Annotated in this window: 15 protein-coding genes and 1 pseudogene; 7 read left to right on the top strand and 9 right to left on the bottom strand. The window is 62.0% G+C overall.

The genetic code is table 11. The annotated features are described in order from the left end of the window. Window positions 1–73: 73 nt before the first annotated feature. The 6 genes from dsdA to AC1RT2_RS25395 all read right to left on the bottom strand — a co-directional run bounded on the left by dsdA (window position 74) and on the right by AC1RT2_RS25395 (window position 6,346). A complete protein-coding gene (gene dsdA / locus AC1RT2_RS25370) occupies window positions 74–1,408 on the bottom strand; it encodes a D-serine ammonia-lyase (RefSeq protein WP_493106415.1) in 1,335 nt (444 codons plus the stop codon). Between the two features lie 60 nt (window positions 1,409–1,468). After that, window positions 1,469–1,849, bottom strand: a complete 381-nt coding sequence (locus tag AC1RT2_RS25375) for a Rid family detoxifying hydrolase (RefSeq protein WP_493106514.1) — start codon at window positions 1,847–1,849, stop codon at window positions 1,469–1,471. Between the two features lie 23 nt (window positions 1,850–1,872). Continuing rightward, complete coding sequence (locus tag AC1RT2_RS25380) at window positions 1,873–3,123, bottom strand: D-amino acid dehydrogenase (protein ID WP_493106417.1); 1,251 nt, start codon at window positions 3,121–3,123, stop codon at window positions 1,873–1,875. Between the two features lie 42 nt (window positions 3,124–3,165). Further along, window positions 3,166–4,062 carry a formyltetrahydrofolate deformylase gene (gene purU / locus AC1RT2_RS25385; RefSeq protein ID WP_493106419.1) on the bottom strand — a complete coding sequence of 299 codons (897 nt, stop codon included), beginning with the start codon at window positions 4,060–4,062 and terminating at the stop codon, window positions 3,166–3,168. A 20-nt stretch (window positions 4,063–4,082) separates the two neighbouring features. Further along, window positions 4,083–4,976 carry a bifunctional methylenetetrahydrofolate dehydrogenase/methenyltetrahydrofolate cyclohydrolase FolD gene (folD, locus tag AC1RT2_RS25390; RefSeq protein ID WP_493106421.1) on the bottom strand — a complete coding sequence of 298 codons (894 nt, stop codon included), beginning with the start codon at window positions 4,974–4,976 and terminating at the stop codon, window positions 4,083–4,085. A 92-nt stretch (window positions 4,977–5,068) separates the two neighbouring features. After that, complete coding sequence (locus tag AC1RT2_RS25395; protein ID WP_493106423.1) at window positions 5,069–6,346, bottom strand: 2-methylserine hydroxymethyltransferase; 1,278 nt, start codon at window positions 6,344–6,346, stop codon at window positions 5,069–5,071. A 125-nt stretch (window positions 6,347–6,471) separates the two neighbouring features. On the opposite strand from AC1RT2_RS25395, the gene AC1RT2_RS25400 reads away from it, so the two are divergent. The 5 genes from AC1RT2_RS25400 (at window position 6,472) to AC1RT2_RS25420 (ending at window position 11,918) form a co-directional block, all read left to right on the top strand. Next, a complete protein-coding gene (locus AC1RT2_RS25400; RefSeq protein WP_493106425.1) occupies window positions 6,472–7,410 on the top strand; it encodes a LysR family transcriptional regulator in 939 nt (312 codons plus the stop codon). 286 nt (window positions 7,411–7,696) lie between these two features. Continuing rightward, window positions 7,697–8,728, top strand: coding sequence for a transporter substrate-binding domain-containing protein (locus AC1RT2_RS25405; RefSeq protein WP_493106427.1), 1,032 nt, complete (start codon window positions 7,697–7,699; stop codon window positions 8,726–8,728). Window positions 8,729–8,794: 66 nt separating this feature from the next. Then, the gene (locus AC1RT2_RS25410; RefSeq protein ID WP_493106429.1) at window positions 8,795–10,003 is read left to right on the top strand and encodes an ABC transporter permease subunit; all 1,209 of its coding nucleotides are present in this window, start codon (window positions 8,795–8,797) and stop codon (window positions 10,001–10,003) included. Continuing rightward, window positions 10,000–11,130: an amino acid ABC transporter permease gene (locus AC1RT2_RS25415; protein WP_493106431.1), complete on the top strand. Its 1,131-nt coding sequence runs from the start codon at window positions 10,000–10,002 to the stop codon at window positions 11,128–11,130. The genes AC1RT2_RS25410 and AC1RT2_RS25415 overlap by 4 nt, the downstream gene beginning before the upstream one ends. 29 nt (window positions 11,131–11,159) lie before the next feature. Further along, window positions 11,160–11,918, top strand: a complete 759-nt coding sequence (locus tag AC1RT2_RS25420) for an amino acid ABC transporter ATP-binding protein (RefSeq protein WP_493106433.1) — start codon at window positions 11,160–11,162, stop codon at window positions 11,916–11,918. Window positions 11,919–12,325: 407 nt separating this feature from the next. On the opposite strand, the gene AC1RT2_RS25425 is transcribed toward AC1RT2_RS25420, so the two are convergent. Further along, complete coding sequence (locus AC1RT2_RS25425; RefSeq protein WP_493106435.1) at window positions 12,326–13,198, bottom strand: lipid kinase; 873 nt, start codon at window positions 13,196–13,198, stop codon at window positions 12,326–12,328. Between the two features lie 31 nt (window positions 13,199–13,229). Beyond that, a pseudogene (locus tag AC1RT2_RS25430) lies at window positions 13,230–13,503 on the bottom strand (CorA family divalent cation transporter); the annotation flags it as partial. A 280-nt stretch (window positions 13,504–13,783) separates the two neighbouring features. Here AC1RT2_RS25430 and AC1RT2_RS25435 point away from each other — a divergent pair. After that, entirely contained in the window at window positions 13,784–14,554 is a 771-nt protein-coding gene (locus tag AC1RT2_RS25435; protein ID WP_493106437.1) for a 2-keto-4-pentenoate hydratase, read from the top strand. A 169-nt stretch (window positions 14,555–14,723) separates the two neighbouring features. Continuing rightward, window positions 14,724–14,972 carry a hypothetical protein gene (locus AC1RT2_RS25440; RefSeq protein WP_493106439.1) on the top strand — a complete coding sequence of 83 codons (249 nt, stop codon included), beginning with the start codon at window positions 14,724–14,726 and terminating at the stop codon, window positions 14,970–14,972. A 288-nt stretch (window positions 14,973–15,260) separates the two neighbouring features. Here AC1RT2_RS25440 and AC1RT2_RS25445 read toward each other — a convergent pair whose 3' ends face one another. Next, window positions 15,261–16,781 (bottom strand): tripartite tricarboxylate transporter permease, encoded by a 1,521-nt coding sequence (locus AC1RT2_RS25445; RefSeq protein WP_493106441.1) that lies wholly within the window; start codon window positions 16,779–16,781, stop codon window positions 15,261–15,263. Between the last annotated feature and the right edge of the window lie 14 nt (window positions 16,782–16,795).

The raw sequence follows: 16,795 nt of genomic DNA on the forward strand, positions 1-16,795 counted from the left end.
GACCGACCTCCAAAGTGTCGCGGGGTGGATGTCGGGCCGGCCTCGCTCGGTTCCCCCCAGCACTCATATCCCGCTAACCGACCGCGTTTTCCAGGTCTTTCGCGGTGTGAAGAAATGCCCGAAACTGATCCTCCGGCACAAAGGATCCGCCGGTCGTCCAAACGATGTGCGTTGCTTGGGCAAGGTGATCGCTGATCTGCTGGCGCTCGCAGAATTCTTCACCCTGAGGATGTCGTACAATGAAGTCCGGACCGGCAAAGCCCGCGGCGGCCGAAGGTTCGAGGCGCAGGTTCTGGCTCTCGTGCGCTTTCAGAAGCCACCCGAACAGTGAGGCGTCATCGACGGTAAACACGCCCGCCAACATCTCACGCATGACCGTGGCAACAAAAGCGGACATCCGGGCTACCGCCATACCGTCTGCCTCCGTCCGGTTCGTGAGGCCGACGTCATATACGGAGACAAGGTCTTCGGAACCGCTCATGAGATGAACGAGTGCACAGGGTGATTGAACCGGCTCCACGAAGAAGCAGTGGACATTGTCCCCGAAGACCTTTTTTGCGCCATAGGCCACGCCGCCCGGTGCGCCGCCGATACCACATGGAAGGTAAAGGAACAGGGGATGTTCGGTGTCCACGACGATACCGTGTGCCACAAGCTGGTCTGCGAGTTCACGCGCCGCGACGCTGTAGCCCAGGAAAAGGTGCCTCGATTGCTCATCGTCGACGAAATACACCATCGGGTCGCTTTCAGCCGCGATGCGGGCATTTTCTACCGCGGTCGTATAGTCCGCGGAGTGCTTGACGACCAGGACACCGAGCTTGGTCAGCCTCTCGACCTTCCAAGGCTTGGCGTCCGAAGACATGTGAACCGTCGCGTTGAACCCGAGCGCGCGGGATGCAATGCCGACACTGAGCCCGAGATTTCCGGTGCTGCCGACGGCGATGGTGTAGCCGGAAAAGAAGGCTCTCGCGTCAGGTGCGGCAAGGCGGCAAATATCCTCTCCTTCCTTCAGAAGGCCCTCCCGTATCGCCAGTTGCTCGGCGAAGAGAAAGACTTCGTAGACGCCACCACGCGCTTTGATCGAACCGGCGACCGGAAGGGCGTTGTCTGCCTTGACAAAGATGGTGCCGAAATCGGCGCTGGCGTAGCCGAGTGCGGAGCGCATTTTGTCCAACAACACGAGATCGGAGCGGATCTCGCCTTTGGTGGCCTTCAATTCAGGAAAACAGGTCTCGAGCAGGGGGGCCAGTCTCCGCCAGTTTGCATGGGCCTCGTCAACATCCGATGGCCGCACGGGAAGAGAGGTGTTCCCGATCGCATTGTCCTTATAGTTGGGATTGGTCCAGAGCGTCGGGCGAGCCGCGAGCAAATCGGCACGGGCTGGACTGTCGGGAAGTTGGATGACCATGTTGTGTTCCTGTCTTGGGAGGAGGCGTGGCATGCACCATTTGCGACGGTTTGCAAATCTCTAGGGAATGGCGATGACAGCCTCGATCTCGACCTTGGCCCCTTTCGGCAGGGCTCTTACCTCGTAGCAGGCTCGGGCAGGAAACGGCTGGGCGAAGAAGCCGGCATAGACCTTGTTGATCTCGGTGAACTTGCCGAGGTCGGTCAGGAGAACGGTCGTCTTGACGGTGTTGGCAAGGCCAGTGCCCGCGGCGGCTGCGATGGCGGCGATGTTCTTGAGGCACTGGTCGGCCTGCGCGATCGCGTCGTCCGAGTTGAACTCGCCCGTTGCCGGATCGATCGGCAACTGGCCCGAGACGAACAGCAGGTTACCGACTTTGATCGCTTGGGAGAACGGGCCTACGGCGCCGGGGGCGTTGGTCGTGTCGATGTTTTCGAGCATGTACATGTCTCCTGTTGGGCCGCTCAGGCGTATCGTGCGACGGCGAGGTCGGTGGCGTCGATCTCGGGCTTTTTGTCGGACACAAGATCGGCGATGACGCGGGCGGAGCCGGAACTCATCGTCCAGCCGAGTGTACCGTGGCCGGTATTGAGATAGAGGCCGGCGACCTTGGTCGGGCCGATGACGGGCGTGCCATCCGGTGTCATCGGGCGAAGGCCGGACCAGAAGCTCGCCTTCGACACATCTCCGCCAGGGAAGAGGTCGGTGACGGAGTGCTGGAGGGTGAGACGGCGCGGCTCACCGAGGTCGTTGGTGTAGCCGGAGATCTCCGCCATGCCTCCGACGCGGATGCGGTCGCCGAGCCGCGTGATTGCGATCTTGTAGGTCTCGTCCATCACGGTCGATTCGGGCGCGCGGGAGGCGTCGGTGATCGGAATTGTTAGCGAGTAGCCCTTGACCGGATAGACTGGCAGACGAATGCCGTGCGGCCGCACGAGCAGCGGCGAGAAGCTGCCGAGTGCCACAACCACGGCATCGGCCTCCAGCTTGCCATGCGCGGTGATGACGCCGGTCACACGGCCGCCTTCGACGTCAAGGCCGCGGATGATGCTGCCATAGTTGAAGCGCACGCCCAGCGCCTCCGCCTTGGCCGCCAGCGCATTGGAGAACTTGAAACAGTCGCCGGTCTCGTCCTTCGGCGTCAGCAGGCCGCCGACGATCTTTTCGCGCACATGCTTCAGTGCCGGCTCGACGCGGATGCAGCCTTTGGGATCCAGCACCTCATAGGGAATGCCATCGGCGGCGAGCGCCTTTACGTCCTTGGCGGAGGCGTCGAGTTGGGCTTCGGTGCGAAAGAGCTGCAGCGTGCCCTGCATGCGCTCGTCGTAGGAAACACCGGTCTCCTCGCGTAGCGCCGCAAGCGAGGTGCGGCTGTAGTCGGCAAGGCGCAGCATGCGGCTCTTGTTGAGCGCATAGCGGGCGGAAGTGCAGTTGCGCAGCATCTGCGTCATCCACGAGAGCATGGCCATGTCGACCCTGGGGCGCAGGATCAGCGGCGCATGCTGCATGAACAGCCACTTCATCGCCTTCATGGGAATGCCGGGCGCCGCCCAGGGCGAGCAATAGCCGAAGGAGACCTCGCCGGCATTGGCGAAGCTGGTTTCCAGAGCCGGGCCGGGCTGGCGGTCGATGACCGTGACCTCGTGCCCCGCCTTGGCAAGCTGGTAGGCCGACGTGACACCGACAATGCCGGCGCCGAGAACAATGACTTTCATGGAGCACTCGAACGTGTAGCGGGAGTTTATCTAAAAACGGGCTTAGCCCATGCGTTCCGATACGAATGATCCCGGCGATGGCGGGAAGACGATGGTCTTGTTGCCATTGATGAACACGCGGCCATGAATATGGGCGTGGATGGCACGGGCGAGCACCTGGCTTTCGACGTCGCGGCCGAGGCTGACGTAATCATCTGCTGACTGTGCGTGGGTCACACGCACGATATCCTGTTCGATGATCGGGCCTTCGTCGAGGTCGGTGGTCACGTAATGCGAGGTCGCGCCGATCAGCTTCACGCCGCGCTCGAACGCCTGCTTGTAGGGATTGGCGCCCTTGAAGGACGGCAGGAAGGAGTGGTGGATGTTGATGATCCGGCCGGACATCTTCTTACACATCTCGTCGGAGAGGACCTGCATGTAGCGGGCGAGCACGATGAGCTCGGCGCCGGTCTCCTCGACAATGCGCATCTGCTCGGTTTCGGCTTCCGACTTGTTCTCCTTCGTCACCTTGATGTGATGGAAGGGGATATCGTGATTCACGACGACCTTCTGATAGTCGAAATGATTGGAGATAACGCCGACGATATCGATCGGAAGCGCGCCGATGCGCCAGCGATAGAGGAGGTCGTTGAGGCAGTGGCCGAAGCGCGAGACCATGAGGACGACCCTGCGCTTTGCCGTTTCGTCGAAGAACTCGGCCTCTGCTGCATAGGTCGCGGCGATCTCGGCAAAGCCGTCGCGCAATTCGTCCAGCGTATGGCCTTCCTCGGATTGGAAACTGATACGCATGAAGTAGCGGCCGGTGCTCTTGTCGTCGAACTGGGCGCTGTCGGAGATGTTGCAGCCGTTGGCCGAAAGGTAGGTCGCGATAGCAGCGGTCACGCCCCGGATGGAGGGGCAGGCGACGCGCAGGGCATAGCGCTTGGAAAAAGCGGACATAGGCGATCCTTTCGGGTCGATCAGTCGATAATGACGGAATGCTGGCGGCAAAAGGCTGTCAGCGTATTGGAAAGCAGGCACGCGATCGTCATGGGGCCGACACCACCCGGGACGGGTGTGATCGCGCCGGCATGGCGGGCTTCGTCGAAGGCGACGTCGCCGACGATGCGCGACTTGCCGTCGATCTCCACGCGGTTGATGCCGACATCGATGACCACGGCCCCCGGCTTGATCCAGTCGCCACGCACGAGGCCCGGACGGCCGACCGCGACGACGAGGATATCGGCGGCGCGACAAAGTTCCGGCGTGTTCCGCGTGCGCGAATGGGCGATGGTCACGGTGCAATTTTCGGAAAGCAGAAGCTGCGCCATCGGCTTGCCGACGATGTTGGACTTACCGATCACCACCGCGTGGAGGCCGGCAAGGTTGCCGCCGAGCCGGTCCTTCAGCAGCATGAGGCAGCCAAGCGGCGTGCAGGGCACCAGCGCTGGTTGGCCGGTGGAAAGGCGGCCGGCATTGGAAATGTGGAAACCGTCGACGTCCTTGTCGGGGTTGATGCCTTGAATGATAGCATTGGCATCGAGATGGGCGGGCAGCGGCAGTTGCACGAGGATGCCGTGCACGGCAGGATCGACGTTCAGTCGGTCGATCAGTGCCATCAGCTCGTTCTGCGGCGTGTCGGCCGCGAGCTCGTATTTGAAGGAATTCATGCCGGCCGCAATCGTCTGGCGGTGTTTCGAGCCCACATAGACCGCACTGGCGGGGTCGCTGCCGACGAGGACCACGGCCAGGCCAGGCACGGCGTCGTTCGTGTCTTTCAGACGGGCAACTTTCTCGGCAACATTTTCAAGCAAGCTGGCGGCGAACGTCTTGCCGTCGATGATCGCGCTATCCGTGATCCTGTCCATTCCCATGGTATCCCCTTTCGCGTCATTCGATGCCCGCCAGGGGCCGGAAGGCGCGCCGAGCAGGAGGCGGCGCACCTTCGCTTCGTGAGAGGACTTACCTAGTGGACATAGACCGGGAAGGCTGCCGTGAGCCTCGCCACCGTCGCCTTCGCACCCTCGACGACGTCATTCGCCTTGCCGGCAGCTTCCGCCTCGATGAGGTCGGCGATGGCGTTGCCCAGCGCCTTGAATTCCTCTTCCTTCAGTCCGCGCGTCGTCGCAGCCGAGGTGCCGAGACGCATGCCGACCCATTCTGGGGGACGCGGGCTGTCGCCCGGGATCGGGTTCTTGTTCGAGGTGATGTTGGCACGTGCGAGGACGTCTTCGACCTGCTTGCCGTTCAGACCCTTGCTGGAGAGGTCGAGCAGCACGATATGCGTGTCGGTGCCGCCGGAAACGATGCGGACGCCGCGATCTGCCAGCGTTTCGGCAAGCACCCTCGCGTTCGCCTTCACCTGATGCGCATAGGTCTTGAAATCGTCGTGCAGCGCTTCACCCAGGCAGATCGCCTTGGCTGCAAGTACGTTGCTGTGCAGCGAGCCCTGTACGCCGGGGAAGACGGCCGCCTGCAGCTTCTTGAACCATTCCTCGTTGTTGGTGAGGATGAGGCCGCCGCGAGGGCCGCGAAGCGTCTTCGTGGTCGTGCAGGTGACGATATCCGCGTGCGGGAAGGGCGAGGGGTGGGCCCCGCCGGCGACGAGCCCGGCAATATGCGCCATGTCGACCATGAAATAGGCGCCGACTTTCTTCGCGATCTTCGCCATGCGTTCGAAGTCGAGCTCGCGCGGATAGGCCGAACCGCCGGTGATCAGGAGCTTCGGACGGACCTCTTCCGCGATGCGCTCCATCTCGTCGTAGTCGATGACTTCGTTCTGCGAATTTACATTGTAGTTGTGCGCCTCGAACCAGCGGCCGGAAAGGTTGCCCTTCATGCCGTGCGAGAGGTGGCCGCCGGCGGCGAGATCGAGCGACAGTACCTTTTCGCCCGGCTTCATCAAGAGGAAGAAGACGGCGAGGTTCGCCTGGGTGCCCGAATGCGGCTGGACATTGGCATAGGCGCAGCCGAAGAGTTCCTTGGCGCGGTCGATCGCCGCCTGCTCGACGACGTCGACGAACTGGCCGCCGCCGTGGAAGCGGTTGCCCGGATACCCCTCAAGCGTCTTGTTGGTCATCTCGTGGCCGAGCGCGTCGAGAACCGCGCGGCTGACGATGTTTTCCGAAGCGATCAGCTCGATCTGGTTCTGTTGGCGGGCGCGTTCATTGTCGAGCGCCTGGGCGACGATCGGATCGCGCTCGTGCACGGACGTGTTGAAGTGGGCATTTGTTTGTTCGGTCATGGCCTGTCTCCGCGGAATGGTGCTTGGAGAAAGGCTAGCGAGGGCTTCGATCCAGAAAAAGTTAATAATATTTGCACATGCGTTCTGATTTGCTAATCATTCATATCCAACACCAGGAGGAAAGAATGGACCTTGCCCGCTTGCGCGCCCTGCGCGAACTATCGATCCGCAAGACCATGGCGGCAGTTGCCGAGGCGCTTTACGTGTCGCCGTCCGCCGTCTCGCAGCAGATCGCGCTGCTTGAACAGGAAGTGGGTATCGATCTCATCGAGCGGCGCGGGCGCGGCGTCGAGCTGACGCCTGCCGGAAAGCAACTCGTCGAGCGTGCAGAGCGAATCCTCATCGAACTGGAATCGGCGCGTGCCGATATTGCGGAATTGAAGAAGGTCATTGCCGGCGAACTGCGCGTGGCGGCCTTTCCGTCTGTCGCGGCGGCGGTGGTGGCAAGCGCGATCCAGGGACTGCACTGTCTTCATCCACACCTGACGGTGCAGTTCGACGAGATGGAGCCGGCCGAGAGCCTTGCTGCCCTTCGTAGCTGGCAGACGGACATCGCAATCATCGACGACCTCAATGTGCCGTCCGGCGCCATCGACCCGAACATCGAGACGATCCCGCTGATGGAGGACGTCTTCAACGTGATGGTTTCCCAGACCCATCCGCTGGCCGAACACCCGACTGTCATGCTGCACCAGTTGCGCAATGAGCGCTGGGCACTCGATACGGCCTCCTCGGCTTATAACCGCATGATCACCGACGCCTGCCAGGAGGCCGGCTTCACGCCCAACATCGTCGCCCGCTGCAAGGGCTTCGAGGTGACGATAGCGCTCATTCGGGAAGGCTACGGAATCTCGATTCTGCCGGGTCTTCGCGCCAGCTACGACCTTGAGGACGTCTGGGTCTGCAAGGTCGAGCCCGAGATCCGTCGCAGGATTTCCCTGGCCTTCCGGAAGGGGGAGAAGCGGAGCCCGGCCGTCCAGGCCTTCATCGCGGAGGTGAATGCGCGGATCGGCTCTCACCGCCGGTTGCCGACGGGCAAGAGCGAGCGCCCGATCGAACCCTAGTGCCGCCGTGATTGGCTGCGTGGACGGCTAAAATCAAACACTTTTGCTAAAGAGTACGTAAAGCAAAATTAAGTAGACCTGCACAAATCCTGTTCGTATCGTCCCCCTGTCGATTGATATGGGTTCGCAGCTTGGCTACCAAACGGCGAACTTAGGCCAATGGCGGGAACAATCGCTACAGAACGGCAAGAGCCGCTGTTGCCCTATCGCCCAAATCAGCTCTCGGCATGAGAACCAGGCCCTGCATCAGCATGCGGGGCGCTCGCGATATTCACAGGGGAATGCAATGAAACTGATCAAGCTTCTCACGACCGGCGTATTGGCCGGGCTCGCCCTTACCGCAGGTCATGCATCTGCCTCCGTCCTCGACACAGTGAAGCAGCGCGGCACGCTGAATTGTGGCACGGACAACACCGCGCCCGGCTTCGGTTACCTCAATACGACGACGGGCCAGATGGAAGGTCTCGACGTCGACTTCTGCCGCGCCATCGCAGCGGCCGTTCTCGGCGACGCCTCGAAGGTCAAGTTCGTCACCGTGACGGACAAGAGCCGCTTCGATGCGGTTCTCACCAACCAGGTCGACGTCGTCTTCGCGCACACCACCATCAAACCAGCGCGCGAATCCTCGATCGCCATCGACTTCCTGCCGATCAATTTCTACGACGGCACGGGCATCATGGTGAAGACGGATTCCGGCGTGAAGGCGTTCGCCGATCTCGACGGCGCGACCTTCTGTACGACACAGGGTTCCGTCACCGAAACGGTTCTCACCAGTGCCTTCAAGGCGCGGGGCTGGGAAGGTTCCAAGGTTCTCACCTACGAAAACCTCGAAAAGCTCTTTGCCGCACTCAACTCCGGCCGCTGCAACGCGATGAGCACCGACAAGTCCGCGCTCGCCGCCTGGGCCGGCAACTCGCCGAAGCCCGCCGACTACCTGATCCTCCCGGACACGCTCGACAAGTCGCCCTTTGGCGGTTTCGTCGCGGCGAACGACTCCAAGTGGCGCAACGCTCTGCGCTGGATCACGTACGGCCTCTTCCAGGCTGAAGAATCCGAAATCACCCAAGCCAATCTCGAAGAGAAGCTGAAGAGCGAAGATCCCTTCGTCCAGAAGTTCCTCGGCGTCGGCGGCGGCTATGGCAAGGACTTCGGCCTTTCGGGTGACTTCGTCGCCCAGGCGATCAAGGCTGTCGGCAACTACGGTGAGATCTACGACCGCAATCTCGGTCCGAACACCAAGATGTTCCTCGACCGCAAGGGCACGCCGAATGCCCAGTGGTCGCAGGGTGGCTCGATCTACTCCCCGCTCTGGAACTGATCCTCCTCATGACCGGATCGGGGTGGCATGCCGCCCCGGTCCCTCCCTCGGTTCTGGTATCTCGACATGACTGTGCACCAAGTGAACGCGCCCAGAAATGCGGCTGACGGCGACCTTCTGGCTCGCCGCCGTCGCAACCGGATACGGTATGATGCCACCCAGTTCGCCGTCATCGCGGCCGCTGTCGTCCTGGTGGTTCTCTTTGCGTATGCGGTGAAAGAAGGGCTTTCCCGTCACGGGATCAAGTTCAGCTTTTCGTTCCTTTGGGACGCTGCCGGCTTCGACATCAGCGAGGGTAAGACCTTCGCCTTCGATGGTGGCTTCTGGCCGGTCTTCACGGACTTCACGTCGGATCGCCTGATCGCACAGGCCTTCGTTGCAGGCATCTTCAACACGATCAAGGTCGCCATCCTCGCCATCGTCCTGAGCACTGTGCTCGGCACGATGCTCGGCGTCGGCCGGCTCTCGACGAACTGGGTGGTGCGCAATATCTCCTTCTGGTGTGTTGAGTTCGTGCGCAACACGCCGCTCCTGATCCAGCTCGTTTTCTGGTACTTCGCAGTCGTCCTGCATTTCCCGCCGATCGCCGCCGCCGCCAAGTTCTATGGTGTCGTGATCAGCCAGCAGGGCCTCTATTTCCCGGTACCCACCTGGCAGGGAGGGGACTCGACGCTCGCCATCGGGACCGCGACCGCATTCTGGGTTGCGCTCCTTGGCCTGATTTTCGACCGCCATAAGACTGTTCGCTGGATCTGCGCTGGCGCGGTTGTGGTGCTCGCCGCCGTGATGTTCGCGACCGGCGTCGTGGGCCTCGATGTTCCCGTCGCCTCGAAATTCCAGGCGCGCGGTGGCACGAGCATGAGCCCTGAAATGGCGGCGCTGCTCCTTGCCATCGTCGTCAACAGCGCCTCCTACATCGCCGAAATCGTGCGCGGCGCGATCGACGCGTTGCCGAAGGGGCAATGGGAGGCCGCGGCCTCGCTCAGCCTGACACGCCGGGACACGGTCAACGATATCATCCTGCCGCAGGTTTTCCGCGTCGTGCTGCCATCCTTCGGCAACCAGTATATCAGCCTGGCGAAGAACACGGCGCTGGGCATCGCCATCGGCTACCCCGAACTCTTCAACATCTACGGCACCATTGCCAACCAGACCGGCCACAGCCTCGAAGGCATCGTGATCGTGATGATGTCCTACCTGATCCTCAGCTGGGCCATAAGCGCCGTCGTCGGCTGGGCCGACCGCCGCATGACCCAACGTGGAGCCTCGCGATGATCGCAAAATCCCTGAAATGGTCACGGTATAACCTGTTCGGCAAACCGTTCGACGCCCTTCTGTCTCTTACGGTCATCCCCGGCGTTCTCTGGCTCATCTGGCAGATCGCTCGCTGGGCATTGACGGTGGCGCAATGGGATATCATCCCGCAAAGCCAGCGCGTCCTCATGATCGGTATCTTCCCAGCCGATCAGGCATGGCGCGCTTGGGTCGCGATCATGATTGTCACTGCCATGGTTGGTGCGGGGCTCGGATGCGTGTTCGCATTCAGGAAATATCACGCTGCTGCTCTTGTTTTTCTTGTCGTGGCTTTCATCGCCCTCGTCGGAGCGGGTGACCCGGCCAGTTTGGCCTTGATTGCGGCCACGGTCGGCGTCTTTGCCGTCTTCTGGATGCTGCTTTCCCACGTCCCGCTGGCAAGACACGCCCTTTTGCCCGCAAGCTTCACCGGCTTCATTGCGATCTTCGCCGTGATGGCGCCGCCTGGCGCCGGCCTTTGGGGCGGCCTGCTGCTCAGCATCCTCTTGACGCTCGTCACTGCGGTCGTGACCCTGCCGATCGGGATTCTGCTCGCTTTCGGCCGCCGCAGTCGCTTCCCGAGCGTGCGGTGGATCTGCACCGCGTATATCGAAGTGATGCGCTCCGTACCGCTCATCATGGTGGTCTACTGGATCTGGATCCTTATGCCCGTCCTGACGCCGCAGCTTAATCTTGCCGATGTGGTGCGCGGCATGATCGGCTTCACGCTGTTCTACTCCGCCTATGTCGCCGAATACGTGCGCAGCGGCCTGCAGGCCGTGCCGCGCGGGCAAACGGAAGCCGCCCGATCGCTCGGCATGAGCGAGTTCGACATCAACCGTTCGATCGTCCTGCCGCAGGCCCTTCGCGTGGTGGTGCCGCCGCTCGTCGGCAACGTGCTCGACATCTTCAACACGGCGCCGCTCGTCTTCATCATCGGCCTCACCGATTTCCTGCGCGCCGGCCAGATGATCCTCGCCAATCCGCAATATGGCGACCGCACCTATGAAGTCTATTCGTTCCTGTTCCTGACCTATTTCCTCGTCGGGTCCTTGATCACTTTCGTCGCTCGGAAGCTCGAAAAGCACCTTGCGCGAGGTGCCCGATGACCGAAATGAACAATGCCGGAGGCAGCTCCATGAGCACCATCGTCGAAATGAAGAACCTCAACAAGTTCTATGGAAGTCACCACGTTCTCAGGGGTATTGACCTCTCAGTCGCGCGCGGCGAGGTGGTGGTGGTCATCGGCGCCAGCGGTTCGGGGAAATCCACGCTCATTCGCTGCGTCAACGGGCTGGAGATGTACCAGGATGGCAGCCTCGTCGTGGACGGCTACCAGGTTCCCGTCGAAGAGGACCGCCGCCTTGGCGGCGAACGCGAACTTGCCGCCATCCGAAAGGGCGTCGGCATGGTGTTCCAACAGTTCAACCTCTTCCCGCACAAGACGGTGGTGGAGAACATCACCATCGCGCCCATGCGCGTGCACAGGAAATCAGCGGCGGAGGCCGAGGCGACCGCGCTCAAGCTGCTCGACCGCGTCGGCCTCAACGCGCATGCTCATAAATATCCCGGTCAGCTTTCAGGCGGCCAGCAGCAGCGTGTGGCGATTGCCCGTTCGCTGGCGATGGAGCCACACCTGATGCTGTTCGACGAGCCGACGTCAGCCCTCGACCCGGAAATGATCGGCGAAGTTCTGGATGTTATGCGCGAGTTGGCCGCTGACGGCATGACGATGATGATCGTGACCCACGAAATGGGCTTCGCCCGGGAAGTGGCCGACCGGATCGTCTACATCGATCAGGGCACGATCCTGGAAGTCGGAAAGCCGGAAGAGTTCTTCGACAATCCGCAGAACGAGCGGGCTCGCTCCTTCCTCGCAAGGGTTCTCAAGCACTAACGGTTTGGGCGGATGGCGGTATGATACGTCACCGCCGGTCGTTGGCTCATATCCCTTCAAAGCCTTGCGGAGAACCGCAAACGGAATCACATTCGCTGCTCACATGGCTCCTCTTGCAAGCTTCAAGCCGCCGTTTTGCCCGATGCCTAGCACGCATTGGCGATAGCAGTATTCGTTATCGAAGGAGAGCAAAGGGATAGAGCCGCTCGCTGACAGTGGAGATCACCTATGCTGAACTGCATTCTTGGCTCGAGCGCACCCGCACGATCGATCCGGATGAATTCATCGCGCAGGTAATGCGGCCTTTATCCACGCCCGGTTCGGCGAGGTGGAGGCCCTTTATCTGTAAGGCTTTCGAAGCCCTCCGGACTACAATGCCCGCATAGCAAAAGGTTGGCGGTCCCACCTCATGGCACAAAAACGGATATTGCTTTCTCCAGAATCCTGAAATCCACCGGTGTCGTGGTCTTGAGTTCGCCGTCGAGATTGACCGGGCGGGGGCGGCTGGTGCGGATGGTCAACGACTTGGTCGAGAAGGCCCTGACGTCGTCCCATTCGCCTTGTGTGCCCCTGCGCAGACTGGGAAGCAGCCGCAGAAGCCGCCACCAATGGTCGACCTCCAGGCTGTAGAAGTCGAGCATGCCGTCCGTTGCGGTGGCATCGGCGTGCACAGTCATCCCGCCGCCGTAGAAACGCCCGTTGCCGACGGAGACCTGAAGGGTACGCAACTCCTCGCTCCGGCCGTCATGGTCGAGCGTTGCGGTGAACAGGCGCGAGCCGGCAAGAAGTCGCGCCGCCACCAGGGCGTATCCGAGCTTGCCCCAGCGTTTCTTGGCCTCTTCCGTCAAGGACATGGCGAGATCGGCGCTGAAGCCGATGCTGGCGACGTTGAAGAACGGGTGGCCGTTCGCCTGGCCGAGGTCGACCGCCACGGTGTTGCCCCTGGCGATCACGCCGATGGCGGAGGGCAGGTCGAGGGGGATGCCGACCGTGCGGGCAAAGTCGTTCGCCGTGCCGAGCGGCAGGACGCCGAGCGGCAGCCCCGTCTCTAGAAGGGCTTGAGCCGCGCCGTTCAGGCTTCCATCTCCGCCGCCCACGATCACGCGGTCGATGCGCGTGACATGCTCGTGCAGGAAACCGAGCGCCGTGGCATCCTTTCCGTCAGGCAATTCGGTGAACGCAATTCTCGCGCCGGCAAGCAGTTGGCGAACCTGCGGCAGGTTTTCCCTGCCGCGCCGTGCGTTGGGGTTGACGAGTAGCAGCGCTGTCTTTTGGTTCATGCCATCCTGTCCTTCGGGCCGCTGGGCCGCCCTACATATGTGCAGTGCAGCATCGCCATTCAATGTGAATGCCCTCGATCAGAGCGGCACAGAGGGTGGCGATGACGCCAAGCACGACGAAGTAGCCTTTGGGGGGGCAAGTTCCGGCATGTGCTCGAAGCTCATGCCGCAAATGCCGGTGATCGCCGTCAGGACCGCGAGGGTGACCGCCAGGCCGCAAGCTGACGAGTGATCGTGCCCTGGCGCTGCTGTTCGAGCAGGTTGCTCGCCTCGAACACCGACGTGATGACGCGTCGCTTGCCATCAGGATAGACGTAGGAGGTAACGAGCGTCATGAAGGCGATTCCCCGAAAGTTTGGATGATACTTGAGGCAGACGCATATCCGTCCTGAGCGATGGGCAAGGGGCTAGCCTCGATGTCTCACCACCGCCCCCGCAACTGTGTGGGACTGCCACTCGATGCATCCGTTGGCCGCTATGGAATCTTGATTTCTTTCCCCCTTCGCCTGAATGGAATCTATATGCGGAAAGCATCAGTCTATCGAAACGGCGGTGATCGTCGGAGCGAAGGACTGGAGCACGAAGATGTCCTTGGAGTTCAGGGGGGATACCGCGACAGTGCTGGCAGAGAGCCGGCGGCTGAACGTGCTGTGCGACCTTCCACTCGACCGGATCGCATCGCAGGCTGAAGCCTACGACATCCTTGCGGCCGCAGAAGACGCCTATAGTTTTGAGCGCGACGGCTATGCCGTCGTCGGTTCGGGCGAAGCCGCCCGCAGGACGCTTGGCCTTGCAACCCCGATCTTTTCCGAAATTCCGGCCTTGGCTCTACTGCGAGGCCAGAGGGGATTCAAACTTCCGGCGGGCGTCATCGGCGCCCAATGCGAACTTGTCTTCTCCATGCTGCGGCCGTTTCCGGACGCGGGCGAGGCGGTCACGCTCGAAAGTGCGGCCGATGCCGTGTTCGGCTGCATGCCGGCCATCGGCATTCTTGGTCGCAGAACCCGTAGCGCCGCCATCGGAACCGAGGCGGCGATCGCTGACTTCGCCCTCCATGCCGCCACGATCTGCGGCGGGGTCGTGACGACCCTCGATCCGGCCGGCCTCGCCGCAATCGAGGTCGGCGTGTCGCTCGACGGACGGCAGGTGCTGACCGGGCGTTCAGATTGCGTCATGGACCATCCCCTCAATGCCGTCGCATGGCTGGCGCGGAAACTTTCGGCGCGAGGACACAAGCTCGAGATCGGTGACATCGTCGCAACCGGATCCTGCACCACCATCCTTCAGGTTCTGCCCGGACAGACGATGGTCGCGGATTTCGGCCCACTCGGCGGCGTCGAATGCAGCTTTCACTGACCATATCCAAGGAAATCGAGATGCGCCCGCAGACAAAACCATTTGTTGTCGAATTCAAGAAAGGCCGCCGCCGTAGAAGGCCGGCAACGGTTGGGGAGGGTGCCTCTGCCGTCAAGGCTCGGCCCGATGCCACGTTGCCGCGCCGGCCCGTCGTAAATGAGGTTCGCAAATGAGCGTCAGCCGCAGCCTTCCTTACGAGTATTTCGTGCTTGCCGGGACGCGCACTGCCGGACCGATTGCGGGCTATGTCCGCGACCGGTCGATCTATGCCGCGGTGATCGATGGCCACGGCCGTCGCTACCGCTTTGTCGGACTTGCCGGCCGGGATCGAAGCGGCCGGCTGAACGTGTTGTCGTTGCGACAGGACGAATGGATCGTAGCACCAGACCTTATCTATAGGCAAATGCCGTCCGCCTGATGGTGTTAGCGCATTTTTCGCTCGCCGCTGGGATACCTGAAGCCCAAGTGCGGGCATGCTGAACATCAACGTGTTTGCCGGGCCGCGTCATCTCGGCACCTATTCCGGGTTTCGCCAGGAGCGCCCAGCGCTGGCTGTTGGGAGCAAACGACGCGCGGACTGTCTTCTTCCTCAAGGAGCCAAGCCCTTCAGCGCTTGCCCTTTTTCGGCCGGGTGCGCTTCGCGCCCGATAGACGGGCGGCCGCATGGTTTCGGTTGGGGCGAGGGGATCCCGCGCCCCAACCGGCTTCAGCCTTCGCCGGTGCCTTTGGCCGGCTTGAGGAGCAACGCCTTCTGGTGGCGGGAAAGGAGCAAAGGAAGGAGGGCGACGGCCAGCGCCATGATCCACAGCGTGATGGAAATGGTGCTCTCGAACAGGATCGATGGATCGCCGCCGCTGATCGCCAGCGCGTTCCTGAGATTCACTTCCATCACGTTGCCCAGCACGAAGCCGAGGATGATCGGCGCCATGTCGAAGCCCGCCTTGCGCAGCAGCCAGCCGGCAAAGCCGATGGCAAGCATCAGGTAGATCGAGAAGGCCGAGGCATGGGTGGAGTAGACGCCGATAACCGAGAGCACGAGGATGCCGGGCACCAACAGCCAGTTCGGTACGGTCAGCACCCGGGCGAAGATGTTGACGAGCGGCAGGTTGAGGGCAAGCAGGATGAAGTTGCCGACGAAGAGCGAGGCGACGAGCCCCCCCACCACTTCCGGCCGTTCGACGAGCAGCATCGGTCCCGGCTGGATATTGTAGAGCATCAGCGCGCCCAGCATGACGGCGGTGGTTCCCGAACCCGGCACGCCGAGCGTCAGCATGGGTACGAAGGCGCCGGCTGCGGTCGCGTTGTTGGCTGCTTCCGGCGAGGCCAGACCCCGCACATCACCCTTGCCGAAGGTGCCTTCACGATCGGAGATGCGCTTTTCCGTGGTGTAGGAGACGGCGCTGGAGACAGACGCACCGGTACCCGGTAGCACGCCGACAATGAAACCGATGATCGATCCGCGCAGCGTTGCCCCCATGCTCTTCACGACATCGCTCATGCGGGCGGTCATGCGGCCGAGGTCCCGCACCATCGTGATGCCTTGCCCCTGCTGCTCGAGGATGATCATCGCCTCGGAGACGGAAAAGAGGCCAATGACCAGCACGACGAATTCGATACCGTCGCCAAGCTCCGGCTCGTTGAAGGTAAAGCGATAGGCGCCTGACGTGGCGTCGAGACCGACGGTCGCCAGCATCAGGCCGAGCGTGCAGCCGATCAGTGTTTTCACCGGTTGGCTGCCGACCATCGAGCCGAGGGTGGCGAAAGCGAAGATCATCAGCACGAAGTATTCCGCTGGGCCGAAGCCGATGGCGAGGCCGGACAGCAGCGGCGCAAAGAAGGCAAGGCCTATGACGCCGATGACGCCACCGATGAAGGAGGCGATACCGGAAAGGGCGAGCGCCTCGCCGGCCCGGCCCTGCTTGGCCATGGGATAGCCGTCCATGGCCGTCATGACGGCCCCAGCATCACCCGGTACGTTGAGAAGGATGGAGGAAATGCGCCCGCCATACTCCGCCCCGGAATAGACTGCGGCGAGCAGGATCATGGTGCTCTCGGCCGGCAGGCCCATCGTGTAGGCGATGGGCATGAGGAGCGCGATGCCGTTGATCGGACCGATTGCCGGGAGCGCGCCGACCAGCGTGCCGATGAAACAGCCGATGAAGCCGATCAGCAGATTCTGGTACGTCAGCGCGACGCCGAAGCCCTGCCAGAGATAGTCGAGGTTCATGGAATGACCTTTCG

It is taken from the genome of Shinella sp. GW821-FHT11G07 (assembly GCF_058808115.1).